The following is a 16852-nucleotide window of genomic DNA, read 5'->3' on the forward strand; positions in this document are numbered from 1 at the left end:
CTTTCGCCACGTTCTTTTTCCCGCCCCGACCTTCCTCCCCGCCTATGCAGCCCACGCCCCACGCCCCCGACGCTCTCGATGCCCTGTTTCCCGATTCGCTGCTCGTTGAAGTGGCCTGGGAAGTCTGCAACCAGGTGGGGGGCATCTACACCGTCATTCGCAGCAAGGTGCCGGCCACCGTGCCCGCCTGGGGCGAGCGGTACTGCCTGCTGGGTCCCTACTTCCCCAACATGGCCCAGGGCGAGTTTGAGCCCTACGACGACCTGACGGTACACACCGGGGCCGACCCCTTCATGGCCGCCGTGCGCACCATGCGCGCCCAGGGTTACGACGTGCAGATTGGCACCTGGCTCGTCACGGGCCGGCCCCGGGTGGTGCTCATCAACCCGTTTCAGGCCTACGACCGGCTGGGCCAGCTGAAGTCGGATTTGTGGGGCCGCCACGGCATCCCCGCGCCCGACACCGACGACTTGCTGCACCAGGTCATCGCCTTCGGGCACCTCACCACCGTTTTCTTCCAGCACCTGGCCGCTCAGAAGGTGGCCGGGCAGCGTCTACTGGGCCACTTCCACGAGTGGATGACCGGCGTGGCCATTCCCGAGCTGCGCCGCCTGCAAGTGCCCGCGCACCTGCTCTTCACCACCCACGCCACGCTGCTGGGCCGCTACCTGGCCATGAACGACCCCGCTTTCTACGACCACCTCATGTGGGTGAACTGGGAAGCCGAGGCCAAGAAATTCAACATCGAGCCAGCCGTGCGCATGGAGCGCGCCGCCGCCCACGGCAGCCACGTTTTCACCACCGTGAGTGAGCTGACGGTGCGCGAGTGCATTTACCTCCTAGATAGGATTCCGGACGCGGTGCTGCCCAACGGCCTCAACATCGAGCGCTTCGTGGCCCTGCACGAGTTCCAGAACCTGCACCAGCAATACAAGGCCAAAATCCACGAATTCGTGATGGCCCACTTCTTCCAGTCGTACGCCTTCGACCTGGATAAAACGCTGTATTTCTTCACTTCGGGCCGCTACGAGTACCACAACAAGGGGTTTGATTTGACCCTCGAAGCCCTGGCCCGCCTCAACTATCGCCTCCAGCAAAGCGGCCTCGAAACCCAGGTGGTGATGTTTTTCATCACCAAGCGGCCCTTCACCAGCATCAACCCGCAGGTGCTGGAGCGCCGCGCCATGCTAGATGAAGTACACGAGACCTGCAAGGCCATCGAGCGCCAGGTGGGCGAGCGCCTCTTCTACGCCGCCGCCGCCAGCCAGGACCACAAGCTGCCCGAGCTTGGCGCAATGGTGGACGACTATTGGAAGCTGCGCTACCGCCGCCAGCTCCAGAGCTGGAAAACCAACGCCCTGCCCCCCGTCATCACCCACAACCTGGTAAACGATGCCGACGACGACATCCTGAACTACCTGCGCCGGTCCAACCTGCTCAACCACCGCCACGACCGGGTGAAGATGGTGTACCACCCCGATTTCGTGTCGCCCGCCTCGCCCCTGCTGGGCATGGAGTACGGCCAGTTTGTGCGCGGCTGCCACATGGGCGTGTTTCCGAGCTACTACGAACCCTGGGGCTACACCCCGCTCGAATGCGTGGCCCGCGGCGTGCCCGCCATCACCTCCGACCTCTCCGGCTTCGGCGATTACGCCCTGCAAAACGTGCCCGACCCCGAATCCAAAGGCATTTTTGTGGTCCACCGCCAGGAAAAGTCCTTTGACGAATCGGCCGAAGAGCTTTGTGATATGCTCTGGCAATTCGTGCAGCTCAACCGCCGCGACCGCATTATGCAGCGCAACGCCGTGGAAAGCTCGGCGGAGCTTTTCGACTGGAAAAACCTGCGCGTATACTACGACCGCGCCTACGCGCTGGCGTTGGAGCGGCAGTAGAACATTCTGCGCCTTCTGCGAGAGCCTCTGCGTCCTCTACGGGCTAAAACTCAATCATCGGTTTTAGGACGCAGAGGAGGCAGAAGAGCCGCTGAGGTTCGCAGAGAAACAGTAATATTTCGAATGAGCCGCAAACTTCTGATTATTACTTTACTCGCTGGTACTGCCACCGCCGCGCTCGCCCACGAGTTCTGGCTCGAAGCCCCGCGCTTCCGCCTCCAGCCGGGCGAGACGGTGAACGTGCATACCTTCATCGGGGCCGATTTCAAGGGCGAGCCCTGGACCACCAAAGCCGCCAAAATTCAGCGCCTCGTGCGCTTCGGCCCCACCCCGGGCGATTCCACCGACCTCACGCCTAACAACGCCACCGAAACCGATACGTTCCGCACCGGCTTCACCTTTGCCCGGCCCGGCACGCACGTCGTGCTGCTGCGCTCCACCAATTCCTTCATCGAACTGCCCGCCGAGCAGTTCACCGCCTACCTGCGCGAAGAAGGCCTCGACTATGCCCTGAAGCTGCGCCAGGAAAACGAGGAAATGGCCAAGCCCGGCCGCGAAACCTACCGCCGCTGCGCTAAAACCCTGATTCAGGTGGGCGAGGCCGCCGCTACTCCGGCCGTCACCGACAGCGCCTGCCGCCACGTCTACGGCCTGCCGCTGGAGCTGGTGCCCGAGCAAAACCCCTACCGCCTGGCCGCCGATAAGGCCCTGACCGTGCGCGTGCTGCGGGCCGGCCGGCCGGCGTTTGGCGCGGCCGTGCAGGTGTGGCAGCGCCAGCCCGGCGGCCTGCCCACCTTGCATTACACCACCCGCGCCAACCAAAACGGCCGCATCTTGTTACGCTTATCCGGCCCCGGCCCTTACCTACTAGCGGCCGTGGACATGAGCGCCGCCCCCGCCAAACTGCGCGCCCGCGCCGACTGGCAATCGACCTGGGCATCGCTAACTTTCGCCGGTCCGGCATCAAGTTTGCGAATGCCCACAAAACATTAGCCAAACTTCACCCTAAATTTTAGGTTTTTTCTTTACCTTCGCCGTTCTCTTACCCTCCCTCGCCTACGCTGTATGAAGTACACGATTGATAAAAAAGATAGCTACACCATCATCACGATTGAGGAGAAGAAGCTCGACACCACCGTCGCGCCCGACCTCAAGTCGGAGTTCGTGAAGCTGAACGCTGAAGGCATTAACAACCTGATACTCGACCTCACGAACGTTAAGTACACGGACTCGTCGGGCCTCAGCTCCATCCTTATTGCCAACCGTCTTTGCAACTCCACGGGCGGCCTGCTGGTGCTCACCGGCCTGCAAGACCATGTGCTGAAACTCATCACCATCAGCAAGCTTGAGTCCGTTCTGCACATTCTGCCCACAGTGGAAGAAGGCATCGACCGCGTGTTTTTGCACGCCATCGAGCGCGACCTGACGGATAAGGAATAATTTTTTTAGCCGCACGCTATAAGCTGCAAGCCGCAAGCTGCTGTTCTGCTTTTAGCCAGGACAACAGCTTGCGGCTTGCAGCTTATAGCGTGTAGCCTTTCCCCAACCCATGACTTTTGAGCTGAAGATTCTGGGGTCGGCTTCGGCCACGCCCACGGCCGGGCGCCACCCCACGGCCCAGGTGCTCACCGTTGGCGCATCCAACTACCTGATTGACTGCGGCGAAGGCACTCAGTGGCAAATGCTGGAATACCGCGTGCGCCCCCACCACGTCCGGGCCATCTTTATCTCACACCTGCACGGCGACCATTATTTTGGGCTATTTGGGCTGCTGGGCACCATGCATCTGCAGGGCCGCACCCAAGCGCTGGCCATCATCGGCCCGCCCGGCCTCGATGAGGTGCTGGTGACCCAGGCCCGGGTTTCCAACATGCAGTTGGGGTTTGCCACGGAGTTCACGGCCGTGAATACCGAAGCTCACGCCGTGGTGTATGAAGATGAAAACCTGACCGTGGCCACGCTACCCATGCGCCACCGCGTGCCGTGCGCCGGTTACTTGTTCACCGAACGGCCCCGCCGGGCCAACCTTCTGAAAGAGAAGCTGCCCGCCGGCCTCACGCCCGCCCAGCTGGCCCGCCTGGCCCAGGGCGACGACCTGCCGCCCGACGGCCAGCAGCCCGGCCTGCGCCACGCCGACGTGGCCGGCCCCGCCCCCACCCCGCGCCGCTACGCCTTCTTCTCCGACACCCTCTACACGCCCGCGCTGGTGCCGCTCATCCAGGGCGTGGATTTGCTTTATCACGAGGCCACTTTCCTGGAGGACCTGCGGGAGCGCGCCGCCCAAACCCACCACAGCACCGCCCGCCAAGCCGCTTCCATTGCCGAGGCGGCGGGGGTAAAACGTTTGTTACTGGGCCACTTCTCCAGTCGCTACAAGGCTTTGGAGCCGCTGCTGCACGAGGCCCGGGCCCTATTCCCCACGGCCGAGCTGGCCACGGAGGGAATAGTTGTGAGCCTGTAGCTTGTCTTTCTTATGAACACCTTCGCTAATAAAAAGCAGCAGCTCTACCTCGTTCTCAGCGGGATTTTTCTGGTGAATGCGCTGCTGGCCGAAATCATCGGCGTCAAGATTTTCTCGGCCGATAAGCTGATGGGGCTACCCGGCAACCTCACGGCGGGCGTGCTCATCTGGCCCGTCGTGTTCGTGACCACGGACATCATCAACGAGTATTTCGGCAAGGCGGGCGTGTTGCGCATCAGCTACCTGACGGTAGTGCTGATTCTGTTCGCCTTTGGGGTTATCTTCCTCACCACCAAGCTGCCGCCAGCCGATTTCTGGCTCGATGTCAACAAGACCGATAACGCAGGCCGGCCCTTCAACATCGACTTTGCCTACCAGAGCATTTTTCGGCAGGGGCTGGGCATTATCACGGGCTCAATTGTGGCGTTTGCGGTGGGGCAGGTGCTCGATGCCACTATTTTTACGGCCATTCGCAAGGCTACGGGCGGGCGCTACATCTGGCTGCGCGCCACGGGCTCAACCCTGATTTCGCAATTGGTCGATTCGTTTGTGGTGCTGTACGTGGCCTTTTACGTGTTTGGCAACTGGACAATGGACCAAGTGCTTAGCGTAGCCAACACCAATTACTGGTACAAATTTGCGGCGGCCATTCTGCTCACGCCGGTGCTTTACCTGGCGCATTTCCTCATTGACAAGTACCTGGGCCAAGAGGAAACAACCGAATTGCAGGAAGAAGCCGTGGAAAACGTGAGCGTGTAACTTTTTTCCGCTCGTTGCCATTTCACCGCCATGCGACTATTCTATCTCCTGGCAGCCGGGGCCTTTTTGCTGCCCGCCGTGGCCCATGCTCAGTTTATTTTTGCCCCCGGCACCTATCAGCTGGCCAACGGCTCCAAAGGCGAGGCTTCGCTGAAGCTGGCCCTGGCCGAAAACGGCAGCCCCACGATGATGGTGGGCGTTAAAAACGGCAAGGAGCGCAAGTTCCACGCCGCCGAGGTCACCGCTTTTACCGTGGAAAACCACCGCTTTATGCGGGCGAACGATTTCCGCTTTCTCAGCGGCACCGATGCGGATTTCAAGGAGCCCGCGCTGCTCGAAATCCTCGAAACCGGGCCGGTGGAGCTGTTTTATTATCATTATCAGGTGGAAATGGGGCCGAATTTTAAGGCCCACGCGAAGCTGCCGGTGCTGCGCAAAGCCGGCACGAGTGCGTTCTTTGCGTACAGTCCCAGCCGCTCGCCGGGGTTCGACCAGAAACTCGCGCCCGGCGGCTTCGTAGCCGCCCTATTTCCGGCCGACCCGGTGCTCCAGCGCCAATTTGCCATCAATGGCATCAGCCGCGCCCAGCTCGTGGCCGCCGTGCATGCTTACAACCAGGGCGTGCGGCTGAAACCTTAATTAATTCATATGTCCCGCATTCTTACCGGCATCCAGAGCACCGGCCGCCCGCACCTCGGCAACCTGCTGGGGGCCATCCTGCCCGCCATCGAGCTGTCGAAAAACCCGGCCAACGACTCGCTGTATTTCATCGCCGACCTGCACTCGCTCACCACCGTGCGCGACCCCGGAGTGCTGCGCGCCAACACCTACGCCGTGGCCGCCGCGTGGCTGGCCTGCGGTTTCGACACCGAGAAAAACCTGTTTTACCGGCAGTCCGACGTGCCGCAGGTGACGGAGTTGACTTGGTACCTGAGCTGCTTCACGCCCTACCCCATGCTGGCCAACGCGCACAGCTTCAAGGACAAGAGCGATAAGCTGTCGGACGTGAACGCCGGCCTTTTCACTTACCCGGTGCTGATGGCGGCCGACATCCTGCTCTACGACGCCGAAATCGTGCCCGTGGGCAAAGACCAGATTCAGCACCTCGAAATTGCCCGCGACATTGCCAAAGCCTTCAACAGCCGCTACGGCGACACGCTGGTGGAGCCCCAGGCCCGCGTCGACGCCGAGCTGATGACTATTCCCGGCACCGATGGCGCGAAGATGAGCAAGAGCTACGGCAACATCATCGATATTTTTCTACCCGAAAAAGAATTGATGAAGGCCATCAAAACCATTATTTCGGACAGCACGCCGCTCGAAGAACCCAAGAACCCGGATACCGATGTGACGTTTAAACTTTACTCGTTGCTGGCCACGCCGGCCGAGATAGAGACAATGCGCGCCAACTACCTGGCCGGCGGCTACGGCTACGGCCACGCCAAAAAGGAGCTGTATGAGCTGATTCTGCGCCGCTTTGCCGTGGAGCGCGAGCGGTTTGACTTCTACATGAACAACCTACCGGAGCTGGATGCCGCGCTGGCCATTGGCGCGCAACGGGCGCAAGAATACGGCGCGGGCGTGCTGGCCAAGGTGCGCCAGAAGGTGGGCTACGGGAAGTAATGATTAATGGTTAACGGTGAGTGGTTAATGATGGGGTTTGCTTAATCACTGACCTCTAACCATTAATCATTTAAAACATCTGCTCGGCCGAGAAGCTGAAGCCAACTTTGCTGCCGCGGCTCACCTGCTGGTTTTCCAGCTTTTGCTTCACCGATATTTTCTGAATTTCGGGCAGTGGCGGGGCGATGAGGTCGTTGTTGACGGCGGCAATCATGGCGCTTTCCACGAACAGGCGCATGGATTCCGGCGTTACCGGGTTGTCGCTCATGTCGTTGTCGGGCAGTTCGAGCTGCTGCACGCCTTCGAGAAAGTAGTGGTTGTTGATGTTGACCAGCAGGCGGCCCACGAGGTAGCCGGGGTCGTTCAGGCGCTGGTACTTGATGCTGTCAGCCATGAAGTTATAGGCCATGATGTGGCCGAAGAAGCGGCGGCGGAAGTCGGCTTCGACGTATTTGCTGGGCATGGGGCCATAGTCGTCGGGGAAGGTGACGATGTTGGAGTGCATGACGAACACCAGCAAATCGCCGGAAAACCGGATGTGAAACTCCATGTCGTTGATGGAGCGGTACTCAATCACCACGCTGGAATCGAGGGGTGTGAGCTTGTGGCTGAGTTCCAGCACCAGCTCCTGCGACACCAAGCGCAGGCAGTCGAAGGCGGCCTGGGTGTTGCGGTAGATGGCCTGCTTGGCGGTGGACTTCTGCTTGAGGCCCTCGAAAATCTGGTTGAGGCGGTCGGCCGGGGCCTCGGTGGGCGAGCCGGCCTCGGCCGTGGGGCGGTTGTTGGTGGCGGTGGCCCCGGTATGGCCCGTTTCGGACACCACCGGAACGGGAGCGTTGGGATTTTCGGCCGCTGCTTTGCTGGATTTAGCCGCTTTCGCGGGTTTGCGGCGGGCCGACGCAGGCTTGGGTTCCGGCGTAGCCACTGGCGCGGGGTTGATTAACAAGCCAGAGGCGGTGCTTTTTTTAGGGGATGATTTAGCCATGCGGAAGGGGAATAAGCCGCGAAGAAACGCAGCACGGGCAGGAAATTATCTTTTCAAGGCACGACAACGCGGCCGGCATGGGCCACTCAGGTTGCAGGAGGTACGAAAGCAAGCGGGGCCGTAGTTTCACTCGGCGCTGATGAATCCGGCGTGAAGCGGACATTTGCGGCCGTGCCCAGGCCCGGCGGCGCGCTCAACCGGCCCGCCACCGCCCATTGGGAACTGCGGAAAGCCACCGTGCGCAGGCCCGGCGGGCCGGCACCGTGGCCCGGCAGCAGCATGGCCTGGGCCGTGGGCTGGCGCAGGGCCTCCCCCACCGTGCGCACGGCCCCGGCGGGCACGGCGCGGAGCTCTAGCTCGGCCAGCAGTTCGTTGCCCCCCACGGCGGCAATGGTTTCGGTTAGTAGCGTTTCCAGTTCCGGGCGGTGCGCCACGCGGGCCGGGTTGGTGGCAAAACGGGCGTCGGTGGCCCACTCCGGGCGGCCCAGCGCGGCGCAGAGCTGCCGGAACTGCCCATCGGAGCCCACGGCCAGCACCAGCGCCCGGCCATCGGCGGCACGGTACACGGTGCCGTAGGGCACGATGCTGGGGTGGCCCGAGCCCAGCGGCTGCGGGTCGTGGCCCGTGACGAGGTAGGTGGCGGCCTGGTTGGCGAGGGCTGAAAGGGCGCTGTCGAGCAGGCTGACCTGCACCAGCGCCCCGCGTCCGGTTCTTTCACGCTGAAACAGCCCCGTAAGCAAGCCCTCCTTCAACTGGTGCGCGGCCAGCAGGTCGACCATGGCCACGGGCATTTTCTGGGGTGGCTGACCGGGGCCGGCAGCGTTGAGGTGCAGGTACCCGGCTTCGGCTTGCAGCACGGCATCATAGCCGGCGCGGGCATTATCGGGGCCGTAGCCGGTGAGGTGACCGTAGAGCAGACGCGGGTTTTGGGCGGACAGCGTGGCGTAATCGGCGCGCAGCTTTTCGGCGTCGCCGGGCTTGTAGCTGGCCAGCACGATATCGGCCTGGGTGGCTAAGTGGTGCAGCGCGGCTTGACCAGCGGCGGTGGTCAGGTCCAGCACCAGGGAGCTTTTGCCCCAGTTGGAAGCGGCGAAATAGGCTGAAACGGAAGTTTCAGCCGCGACCTGCGTAGCAGTTGATGCGGCGGTTTCGGCGCTGGTTTTCCAGGTGCGCGTGACATCGCCGGCGGGGCTTTCGATTTTCATGACTTCGGCCCCCAGCTCGGCAAAAAACTGGCCCACCTGCGGGCCGGCCAGCACCGAGGCAAGTTCGAGGACGCGGAGATGAGCGAAGGGAAGTGGCAACGACATACCAGAATGCTGGGAGAACCGGCAAGCTACGCGCCGGGCTACAAATTGCCTTAACTCGCCAAATATCCATAGTCGCGCAGCTGCTCGCGCACGTCGCCGTCCAGTTTCAGCAGCCGGCCCTGGTGCAGCAGGTACACCACGTCGCAGATGGGCAGCACCTCGGCGTAGCGGTGGTCGGTGATGAGCAGGCCTTTGTGTGCTTTGAGGCGCTGCATTTCCTCGGCCAGGGTTTCGACATGGACCGGCATCACCCCCGAAAACGGCTCATCGAACAGCGAGAAGGCCGTGGGCTGATGCAGCAGCAGCAGCGCCTGCACCAGCCGCGCCGAACCGCCCGACAGCTCCCCCACGCGGCTGCCAAACTGCGCGCGCAGCTCCGGGAAGCGGGCGGTGGCTTTTTCGAGGTCGACACCCAGCAGCCGGGCCGCCTGGGCCAGCGACAGCGACGGGGGCAACAGCGGCTCCTGGGGCAAATAGTTCAGCAGGCCGGGCACTCGGAAGGCGGGCACTGCGTGCCGGCCGTTCACGCGCACCGAGGCATCGGCCACGGCGCGGGCGCCGAAAATGGTTTGGAGCAGCACCGACTTTCCGCTGCCGTTGCGGCCCAGCAGGCCCACAATCTGGCCGGTTTGCACCCGTAGGTAGATGCTGCCCAGCACCTGCCGCTCGCCGAACACGATGCGGATACCATCCGCTTCCAGTACCTGCGGATTGGCCGGGGTTTCATCGGCCCTGCTCACGATAATACGGCTCGCATGAGCAAGGCACCGCCCAGAAACAGCAGCCCATCCAGCGCCACCACCGCCCCCCACAGCCGCCGCCGCGACATGTTCAGGTTGAAATAAAACCAGTATTGGCCGGGCCGCAGCTGCTCCGCCAGGTACCACACCACCGGCGCGGTGGCCAGCTTGGTGAGTAGCAGCCCCGGCAGCAGGCCGCCGCTCCAGCCTTCGTGGATGGCCGGCAGCAGCACGGCCAGCAGTATCAGCCCCGAAATGCCCAGCATAAACGGCGCGACACTGCGGTAAAACAAGGCCACGGCCCGTAATTGGGTAGTCAAAATAGTCATCGAAAACGCTTGGTTCAGCGGGTCAACGCGGCGGCCCGCCGATTATTCTACCCGCCCGGCCCGGGCAAATATGGGGAACGTGGCAGAGCGTGCCTGCGGCCCCCACAGCTGCGTCAGCTCGTCGGCCACCAGGGCCACCATATCGTCTCCGGCGTGCTGGCGGGCATAGTTGGCCGTGGCCGACCAGGTGCGCAGATAATTCAGCATATCGCCTGCCGTCCAGAGCTTTACAGCAGCAAATCGCGCCTGCTGCACGTCGATAAACGGGAAGGGCAGGTTGGCATACTCGTTTTCGATGTGGCGGCGGTTGGCGTCCCAATACGGGGCCGAGGTCACGTCGTGAAAGGAATCCAGCACCTGGTTCAACTCCGGCGTTTCGAGGCGGCACAGCTGGTAGCCCCACTCAGCCAGCACCGCGCCGGGGCGGGCCACGCGGCGCACCTCCCGGTGGTAGGCTTCGCTATCGAACCAATGCACGGCCTGGGCCACGGTGATGAGGTCGAAGCGCTGTTCGGGGAAGGGCGTGTACTCGGCGGTGGCGCGCTGGTAGTGAATGTTGGAGCGTAGCGGAGCCTGAGCCAACTGGTTTTCGCTGAGGTCGGTGGCATCGACCCGGATGAATGAATCGGCCAGTACCGCCGCTACCTGGCCGTTGCCGGTGGCGCAATCCCAGGCCCGCTCGCGGCTTTCTACCTGGGGCAAAAGCCAGTTATAGAGCTCGGCGGGGTAGGCAATGCGGTAACGGGCGTAGTCGGCAGCTTGGGTGGAGAAACGGTCGAGGGCGGGCATGAGGGAGAGAAAAGTATTGAGAAACTCAAAGAACGTCATGCCGAGCGTAGCCGAGGCATCTCTACCGCTTTGTCAGGCACCCCTCTCTTTTGGAGAGGGGTCGGGGGTGAAGTTCTGGCAGGAGGCGAAGCAGTAGAGATGCCTCGACTGCGCTCAGCATGACGGCCTTTCCCCAATCAAACGCCCACCGCGCAACACCCGCCGCCCGGCGTATCTTTACCCCAAATCAAGCGGTTTGCTGACCACGGCATCAAGGTCAGCCTTTTACAACTTTCAATAAGCTGAACCTTGACGTTTCACGAATTTAACCTCCACGACGACCTGCTCTCTGGCATCGACGCCATGAACTACCAGCAGGCCACCCCCATTCAGGAGCAGGCCATCCCCAAAATTCTCGACGGTAAAGACCTGATTGCCTGCGCCCAAACGGGCACCGGCAAAACCGCCGCCTACCTGCTGCCGCTGCTCGACAAGATTTCGCACGCCAAGCACGGCCACACCACCACCCTCATTCTGGTGCCTACCCGCGAGCTGGCCACCCAGATTGACGAGCAGGTGATGGGCTTCGGCTACTACGTGGAAGCCAGCTCGATAGCCATCTACGGTGGCGGCAAATCCGAGAACTGGGAGCAGCAAAAACGCGCCCTCACGAGCGGGGCCGATATCATCATCGCCACGCCCGGCCGCCTCATCGCGCATTTGCAGATGGGCTACGTGAAGTTCGACCAAATCAAGTATCTGGTGCTTGATGAGGCCGATAAGATGATGGACATGGGCTTCAGCGATGACATCTTCAACATCGTGCGCCAGCTGCCCAAGGAGCGCCAGACGCTGCTGTTCTCGGCCACCATGCCCAGCAAAATCCGCGACTTCTCGCAGCAGATTCTGAAGAATCCCGAGGAAATCCGCCTGGCCGTGTCCAAGCCCGCCGCCGGCATCGACCAGCAGCTCTACATGGCGTATGACCGCCAGAAAATTTACGTGCTGGAGCACATCATAAAAACCCAGGACGTGCAGAGCATGGTGCTCTTCACCAGCCAAAAAGCAGCCGTGGGCGGTATCGTCAAGGCCGTGAACAAGCTCGGTATCGAGGCCCGGGGCATCAGCTCCGACCGCACCCAGGAGGAGCGCGAGGAAATCATGCGCGCCTTTAAAAACAAGCAGTTCCCCATCTTGGTAGCCACCGACGTGCTCAGCCGCGGCATCGACATCGACTCACTGAGCCACGTCGTGAACTACGACATTCCCCGCGCCGCTGAGGACTACGTACACCGCATCGGCCGCACCGCCCGCGCCGCCACCAAGGGCACGGCCATCACCTTCATCTCGGACCAAGACCAGGACCGGGTACTGAAAATCGAAAAGCTCATCGAGCGTGACCTCGAAAAGCGCGCCATCACCGAGGAACTGGGCCTGGGTCCAGCCCCGGAATTCGACCCCAAGCGCTTCGCCGGCCTGGGTGGTAAAATCGGCGGCCGCCCGGCCCGTGGTGGCCACGGCGGCGGCGGCAGCCGCGACCGTGGTCCTCGCCCCGAAGGCAGTGACCGTGGCCCCCGCCGCGAAGGTGGCAGCGGCGGCGGAGGCCGCGATGATGGCAAACCCCGCCGTGATGCCCCCGACCCCAAAGACCCCAAGCACCTGGAACGACTCGCCGCCGCCAAGAATGCCCTGGCGGCCCTCGATGCCGGCCACGCGCCCACCGTGCCTTACCAGCGCCCGCCCCGCCCCGAAGGCGAAGAGCGCCGCGACCGTGGCCCCCGCCCCGAGCGCACTGCGCGCCCCGAAGGAGAGGCCCGCCCGCCCCGCGAACCTCGCGCCCCACGCCCGGAAGGCGAGCCTCGCCCGCCGCGTGAGCCGCGTGCTGAAGGCGAAAACCGCCCGCCCCGCGAGCCCCGGCCCGAAGGCGAGGCCCGCGAACCTCGTGCCGACGGCGAGCGCAGCCGCAGCCGTGGGGGCCGCAACCGCAACAGAGGCCCCAAGCCCGAAGGCTCGGCCACTCCGGCCGCGGGCGAAGCCCCCGCTGCTTCGGCTGCGCCAGCCGAATAAGCACGGCCCCAAGCATAAAAAAAGTGGCCTTCCGGGGCCGCTTTTTTTATGCTTAATGCTCACCAACTGGGGCTACACGCCGAAATTCTTCTGAATCATCGCGGCAAAATCGGCTTCGCTCATCTGGGCTTTCGCGCCGAGAATACCCTTGGCATCATCGCCGGCGATGTAGCGGAGCTGCGAGGTGCCATCGGTGGCGGCGGTGTAGATGACTTCGGCAATCTGCTCGGGCTGGCTGGCCGCGCCGCCGCGCTCGCTGAAGGCGGTCAGCACGCTGCGCACCTGCGGGGCGTAGGGGTCGGTTACATCGGCTGGGTCGATGGTCATTTTGAGGGAGCGGGTGGCAAAATCCGTCGCCACGCCGCCGGGGGCTACCACTTTCACTTGGATGCCGAACGGGGCCAGCTCGTACCAAAGCGACTCAGAGAAGCCGTCGAGACCGAATTTGGTGGCGTGGTAGAGCGAATTCATCGGAAAAGCCGTGCGCCCGCCCACCGAGGTAATGTTGATGATAACGCCGGACTTCTGCGTCCGAAAAATGGGTAGCGCCGCCCGCGTCACGGCAAAAACGCCGAAGACATTGGTGGCAAACTGGTCCTGAATCTGGGCATCCGTGGCCATTTCAAACGGGCCAACGAGGCCGTATCCCGCGTTGTTGATGAGAACATCTAGACTGCCAAAATCGGCATGCGCCTGCTGGATGGCGAGGGGGGCGGCAGCAGCATCCGTCACGTCGAGGGCGTAGACACGGACGTTGGGCAGGTCGTCAAATTTTGCGTCGGACGGGTTGCGCATGGTGGCGGCCACCTGCCAGCCGTGCTGGGCGAAAAGACGTACGGCAGCGGCACCGATGCCGGTGGAGGTGCCGGTGATGAAAACGGTTTTGGGCATGATTGGAGAGAATGAGTACCCGGGTCGTTGCGACCTGGTCGCGCGTGCAGACGCTCAGCAGCCCACAATATTTTGCGGCGGGCCGGCTTAACTCCCTCTCAACCTCGCTACACCATTTCGGGAAGCTGGCGCAGATACGCCGCCGACACCTCGTCCGTCAACCACACGCCGTTATCGGCTTGGTAGAAAGACTGGCCGGCGCGGTGCAGCAGCCCGGCCGCTACTTCGAACAGCACCAGCCGGCCGTGGCGCTGGCCCACAGTGCGGGCCGTGGCTACGTCGGCACTCAAGTGTACCTGATGTCGGGCCATTTTACGCAGACCTTCCCGCAGGATGTTTTCTTGGTGCTGAACGGCCGTGCCGTGGTATAGCACTTCGGGCGGCACCACGGGCGTATAGCCCAGCGCTACTTCCACCGAATGGCCCTGGCTGGCCCGAATCCGACTGCGGTCGTCGTTGAAGCGGAAGCGCTGCTTAGCGTTCGTATCCACGATGTGTTCCAGCTCATGCAGCGTCAGCGGCTGCTGGTGTTTGGCCAGCTGCGCCAATAATTCAGGCACTGATACCCAGCCTTGTTCATCCAGACTGATGCCGATGTGGGCGGGTTCGTGGCGCAGCACCAGGCTCAGCAGCTTGCTGCGGCGGGTAGTTTCTTTTTCGGAAAGTATGACCAAAAGTAACGCGCTATATTTTACCCCAGCACCTGCCCCACCCCAAACAGCAACGTGAACACCAGCGTGCTCAGCGCCATCTGCTTCAGCAGCGGGTCGAGTTGCATGGATTCCTGCCGCTGCCATACCTGAATGGCATTGAAGACGAACAGCGGCACTGCCAACGCAAACAGCCACTGCCACGGCGAATGATACGTGAGGGCCACAAATACCGTAGCACAGCCAATACCCAGGATGAGCAACAGCCAATGATAGCGCCGCGCATGAATCGGGCCCAGCCGCACCGGAATCGTAATTTTACCCGCCAAAATATCTGATTTAATGTCCCGAATGTTGTTCACGTTCAGCACCGCCGTGGCGAAGCAGCCGAGCGCCGCAGCCGGCAGCAGCACTTGCAGCGGCAGCGTCCGTGTTTGCAGAAAATACGTACCGCACACGCCTACGATGCCGAAAAACAGGAACACCGAAATATCGCCGAAACCCGCGTAGCCGTAGGGGTTGGCCCCCGCCGTGTAGTTCACCGCCGCCCAGATGGCCGCCAGCCCCAGCGCCAGAAACGCCAGAAACAGCCCCAATCCGGCCGCGCCCAGCGCCACCCACAGCAGCGCGAGGCCACTACCCAGCGCCAGCAAGCCGCAAATCCACATGCCGCGCTTCATTTGGGCCGGGGTGATGGCCCCGCTTTGTACGGCACGTTGCGGGCCTTCGCGATGCACACTGTCGGCCCCGTTCTGGGAGTCGCCGTAGTCGTTGGCGAGGTTGCTCAGGATTTGAAGGAGGATGGTGGTGAGGGCAGCTAGGCCAACTACCAGGCTGTTGAACTGGCCGGTGGCGGCGGCAAGGAACGCGCCCGTGAGGATGCTGGCCAGGGCCAGTGGCAGCGTGCGGGGGCGGAATGCGGAAATCCAGGGTGACATGGGCAAAAGGAAAATCAAACAGCAAAAAAGAACGTCATGCTGAGCGAAGCCGAAGCATCTCCACCGCAGAACTAATCAAATTTAGTTACGCGGTGGAGATGCTTCGGCTTCGCTCAGCATGACGTTCTGAATTGATTCAGAAAACGGCAGGAACTACTTCGTGATATCGGCCACCAGCTCGGGGCTCAGGGGCGTCACTTTCGAGTTGTAAAACTTTACAACGTGGCCTTTTTCGTCGACCAGGTACTTGCAGAAATTCCAACTCGGGGCATCGCTTACCGCGCCATTTTTGGTTTTGTCCGACAGGTATTTATAGAGCGGCGTCGCGTCGTCGCCTTTCACCGAAACCGTTTCGAAGAGTGGGAAGGTCACGCCGTAATTTTTCTCACAGAACGAGGCTACTTCCTCGTTGGAAGTCAACTCCTGCTTGAAGCTGTTCGACGGGAAGCCCAGCACGACCACCTTATTGCCGTATTTCTTCGACAGCTCTTCCAACTCCTTATACTGCGGGGTGAAGCCGCACTTCGAAGCCGTGTTCACAATCAGCAATTTCTTGCCTTTGTACTTGCTCAGTTTCACTTCCTTGCCATCGATGGATTTCACGGTGAAATCATACACGGAAGCGGCGGCAGCAGTTTCGGCGGGCGTGGTCATGGCGAGGGGAGCGGCCGGTCTGGCGGCGATGAAAACCACAGCCGTAGCAGCAGTGGCCAGCGTGAGAAGAAGAGATTTTTTCATGAGTTGAAGGTAAGAGTTTGCGCAGTTGCGAGCGTAACCATACGAAGGGGAATAGGGTTTCGGACTGTCGCTCGTAGCGTGGACTCTGTGAGTCCGCGCTACAATCACGTTGTCGGCGGCGTGAGCCACTTCTCCAGCTGCACCGGCTTATACGCTGCCATCTGCGCCAGCAACTCCTGCGGGTCAGCCGATTGCAGGAGTTGGGCGCGATTTTCGGCGCGCAGCAGCTCATCGTCACGCATGCGGTCGAGGGATTGCAGGAGCAAGTCGTAGTAGCCGTCCACGTTCAGCAGGGCCACCGGCTTGTTGTGCAGGCCAAGCTGGCCCCAGGTCAGCACTTCGAACAGCTCTTCGAGGGTGCCGTAGCCGCCGGGCATGGCAATAAAGCCATCGGCGCGGTCGGCCATCATGAGCTTGCGCTCGTGCATGGATTTCACGACGTGCAATTCCGTGCAGCCTTTGTGGGCCAGCTCCTTGGCATCCAGAAAATCGGGGATAACGCCGATAACCTGGCCGCCCTGGGCTAGCACGGCATCGGCGATAGTGCCCATGAGGCCCACGCGTCCGCCGCCGTACACCAGCGTGAGGCCCTGGGCCACCATGGCGGCGGCGAGGGCTTGCGCCTGGGTGATGTAATTAGGGTTGGTTCCGGCGCTGGAACCGCAGTAAACGGCAATGCTTTTCATAAGTAGATGTAGCGC

At 62.0% G+C, this 16852-nt stretch carries 18 protein-coding genes; 8 read left to right on the forward strand and 10 right to left on the reverse strand.

Going from position 1 to position 16852, the window contains the following annotated elements; all coding sequences use genetic code 11:
* Positions 1-44: 44 nt before the first annotated feature.
* From ACVWYF_RS04360 to trpS, 7 genes are all read left to right on the forward strand, one after another.
* A complete protein-coding gene (locus ACVWYF_RS04360; RefSeq protein ID WP_457064994.1) occupies positions 45-1892 on the forward strand; it encodes a glycosyltransferase in 1848 nt (615 codons plus the stop codon).
* A gap of 123 nt (positions 1893-2015) precedes the next feature.
* A complete protein-coding gene (locus ACVWYF_RS04365) occupies positions 2016-2885 on the forward strand; it encodes a DUF4198 domain-containing protein (RefSeq protein ID WP_457064996.1) in 870 nt (289 codons plus the stop codon).
* 72 nt (positions 2886-2957) lie between these two features.
* Positions 2958-3332, forward strand: coding sequence for an STAS domain-containing protein (locus ACVWYF_RS04370; RefSeq protein WP_168675310.1), 375 nt, complete (start codon positions 2958-2960; stop codon positions 3330-3332).
* 109 nt (positions 3333-3441) lie between these two features.
* Entirely contained in the window at positions 3442-4353 is a 912-nt protein-coding gene (locus tag ACVWYF_RS04375; RefSeq protein ID WP_457064998.1) for a ribonuclease Z, read from the forward strand.
* Positions 4354-4365: 12 nt separating this feature from the next.
* A complete protein-coding gene (locus tag ACVWYF_RS04380) occupies positions 4366-5112 on the forward strand; it encodes a queuosine precursor transporter (protein ID WP_457065000.1) in 747 nt (248 codons plus the stop codon).
* Between the two features lie 30 nt (positions 5113-5142).
* Entirely contained in the window at positions 5143-5751 is a 609-nt protein-coding gene (locus ACVWYF_RS04385) for a hypothetical protein (RefSeq protein WP_457065002.1), read from the forward strand.
* Positions 5752-5760: 9 nt separating this feature from the next.
* Complete coding sequence (gene trpS / locus ACVWYF_RS04390) at positions 5761-6735, forward strand: tryptophan--tRNA ligase (RefSeq protein ID WP_457065004.1); 975 nt, start codon at positions 5761-5763, stop codon at positions 6733-6735.
* A 70-nt stretch (positions 6736-6805) separates the two neighbouring features.
* On the opposite strand, the gene ACVWYF_RS04395 is transcribed toward trpS, so the two are convergent.
* The 5 genes from ACVWYF_RS04395 to ACVWYF_RS04415 form a co-directional block, all read right to left on the reverse strand.
* Positions 6806-7720, reverse strand: coding sequence for a hypothetical protein (locus ACVWYF_RS04395; protein WP_457065006.1), 915 nt, complete (start codon positions 7718-7720; stop codon positions 6806-6808).
* Positions 7721-7806: 86 nt separating this feature from the next.
* Positions 7807-9030 (reverse strand): CaiB/BaiF CoA transferase family protein, encoded by a 1224-nt coding sequence (locus ACVWYF_RS04400; protein WP_457065008.1) that lies wholly within the window; start codon positions 9028-9030, stop codon positions 7807-7809.
* Between the two features lie 50 nt (positions 9031-9080).
* Positions 9081-9770: an ATP-binding cassette domain-containing protein gene (locus tag ACVWYF_RS04405; RefSeq protein WP_457065010.1), complete on the reverse strand. Its 690-nt coding sequence runs from the start codon at positions 9768-9770 to the stop codon at positions 9081-9083.
* Positions 9767-10090: a hypothetical protein gene (locus tag ACVWYF_RS04410; protein ID WP_457065012.1), complete on the reverse strand. Its 324-nt coding sequence runs from the start codon at positions 10088-10090 to the stop codon at positions 9767-9769. Before ACVWYF_RS04410 ends, ACVWYF_RS04405 begins: the two co-directional genes overlap by 4 nt.
* Before the next feature lie 51 nt (positions 10091-10141).
* Positions 10142-10888: a class I SAM-dependent methyltransferase gene (locus ACVWYF_RS04415; protein ID WP_457065014.1), complete on the reverse strand. Its 747-nt coding sequence runs from the start codon at positions 10886-10888 to the stop codon at positions 10142-10144.
* 342 nt (positions 10889-11230) lie between these two features.
* On the opposite strand from ACVWYF_RS04415, the gene ACVWYF_RS04420 reads away from it, so the two are divergent.
* Positions 11231-12934 (forward strand): DEAD/DEAH box helicase, encoded by a 1704-nt coding sequence (locus ACVWYF_RS04420; protein ID WP_457065089.1) that lies wholly within the window; start codon positions 11231-11233, stop codon positions 12932-12934.
* Positions 12935-13006: 72 nt separating this feature from the next.
* On the opposite strand, the gene ACVWYF_RS04425 is transcribed toward ACVWYF_RS04420, so the two are convergent.
* From ACVWYF_RS04425 to ACVWYF_RS04445, 5 genes are all read right to left on the reverse strand, one after another.
* On the reverse strand, positions 13007-13825 hold the full coding sequence (locus tag ACVWYF_RS04425; protein ID WP_457065017.1) for an SDR family oxidoreductase: 819 nt from the start codon (positions 13823-13825) through the stop codon (positions 13007-13009).
* 107 nt (positions 13826-13932) lie between these two features.
* Entirely contained in the window at positions 13933-14499 is a 567-nt protein-coding gene (locus ACVWYF_RS04430) for an RNA 2'-phosphotransferase (protein WP_457065019.1), read from the reverse strand.
* A gap of 17 nt (positions 14500-14516) precedes the next feature.
* Positions 14517-15413 carry a 1,4-dihydroxy-2-naphthoate polyprenyltransferase gene (locus ACVWYF_RS04435; RefSeq protein ID WP_457065021.1) on the reverse strand — a complete coding sequence of 299 codons (897 nt, stop codon included), beginning with the start codon at positions 15411-15413 and terminating at the stop codon, positions 14517-14519.
* Between the two features lie 153 nt (positions 15414-15566).
* Positions 15567-16151: a glutathione peroxidase gene (locus tag ACVWYF_RS04440; RefSeq protein ID WP_457065023.1), complete on the reverse strand. Its 585-nt coding sequence runs from the start codon at positions 16149-16151 to the stop codon at positions 15567-15569.
* Positions 16152-16255: 104 nt separating this feature from the next.
* A complete protein-coding gene (locus ACVWYF_RS04445) occupies positions 16256-16837 on the reverse strand; it encodes an LOG family protein (protein WP_457065025.1) in 582 nt (193 codons plus the stop codon).
* Between the last annotated feature and the right edge of the window lie 15 nt (positions 16838-16852).

It is taken from the genome of Hymenobacter sp. UYAg731 (genome assembly GCF_054061335.1).

Coding starts and splice junctions, on each gene's coding strand:
- ACVWYF_RS04365 (WP_457064996.1), top strand. CDS start 2,016: ATGAGCCGCAAACTTCTGATTATTACTTTACTCGCTGGTACTGCCACC.
- ACVWYF_RS04440 (WP_457065023.1), bottom strand. CDS start 16,151: ATGAAAAAATCTCTTCTTCTCACGCTGGCCACTGCTGCTACGGCTGTG.
- ACVWYF_RS04375 (WP_457064998.1), top strand. CDS start 3,442: ATGACTTTTGAGCTGAAGATTCTGGGGTCGGCTTCGGCCACGCCCACG.
- trpS (WP_457065004.1), top strand. CDS start 5,761: ATGTCCCGCATTCTTACCGGCATCCAGAGCACCGGCCGCCCGCACCTC.
- ACVWYF_RS04415 (WP_457065014.1), bottom strand. CDS start 10,888: ATGCCCGCCCTCGACCGTTTCTCCACCCAAGCTGCCGACTACGCCCGT.
- ACVWYF_RS04445 (WP_457065025.1), bottom strand. CDS start 16,837: ATGAAAAGCATTGCCGTTTACTGCGGTTCCAGCGCCGGAACCAACCCT.
- ACVWYF_RS04380 (WP_457065000.1), top strand. CDS start 4,366: ATGAACACCTTCGCTAATAAAAAGCAGCAGCTCTACCTCGTTCTCAGC.
- ACVWYF_RS04385 (WP_457065002.1), top strand. CDS start 5,143: ATGCGACTATTCTATCTCCTGGCAGCCGGGGCCTTTTTGCTGCCCGCC.
- ACVWYF_RS04370 (WP_168675310.1), top strand. CDS start 2,958: ATGAAGTACACGATTGATAAAAAAGATAGCTACACCATCATCACGATT.
- ACVWYF_RS04400 (WP_457065008.1), bottom strand. CDS start 9,030: ATGTCGTTGCCACTTCCCTTCGCTCATCTCCGCGTCCTCGAACTTGCC.
- ACVWYF_RS04425 (WP_457065017.1), bottom strand. CDS start 13,825: ATGCCCAAAACCGTTTTCATCACCGGCACCTCCACCGGCATCGGTGCC.
- ACVWYF_RS04435 (WP_457065021.1), bottom strand. CDS start 15,413: ATGTCACCCTGGATTTCCGCATTCCGCCCCCGCACGCTGCCACTGGCC.
- ACVWYF_RS04395 (WP_457065006.1), bottom strand. CDS start 7,720: ATGGCTAAATCATCCCCTAAAAAAAGCACCGCCTCTGGCTTGTTAATC.
- ACVWYF_RS04420 (WP_457065089.1), top strand. CDS start 11,231: ATGAACTACCAGCAGGCCACCCCCATTCAGGAGCAGGCCATCCCCAAA.
- ACVWYF_RS04360 (WP_457064994.1), top strand. CDS start 45: ATGCAGCCCACGCCCCACGCCCCCGACGCTCTCGATGCCCTGTTTCCC.